General features: G+C 60.9%; 1 pseudogene. It reads left to right on the top strand.

Annotated elements, in window-relative coordinates:
* Positions 1–243, top strand: a pseudogene (locus LK536_RS59000) (3-oxo-tetronate kinase); the annotation flags it as partial.

Genomic DNA, 243 nt, shown 5'->3' on the forward strand with positions numbered 1-243 from the left:
TCCACGAAAGCCACACAAAAAACCCTCCGCTCACCCCCATGTGGGACAGCCGGATTGATAAGCTGATGGCACCTCAGCGTCGGTCTTCCTGCCGCTGCGTGGGGGAGCAGGGAGCCGATGGATTCATGGCCGGGTCAGGTTCCGGAGAAACCGGGGACAGACAGCCCGGCGAACCCTCCTATATCATCCCGGACTACAGGACGGATAAGGACGGTGAACGGATCGCCTCCATGTTCGGGCATC

It is taken from the genome of Clostridium pacaense (assembly GCF_020709765.2).
Classification (GTDB): Bacteria; Bacillota; Clostridia; order Lachnospirales; family Lachnospiraceae; genus Enterocloster; species Enterocloster hominis.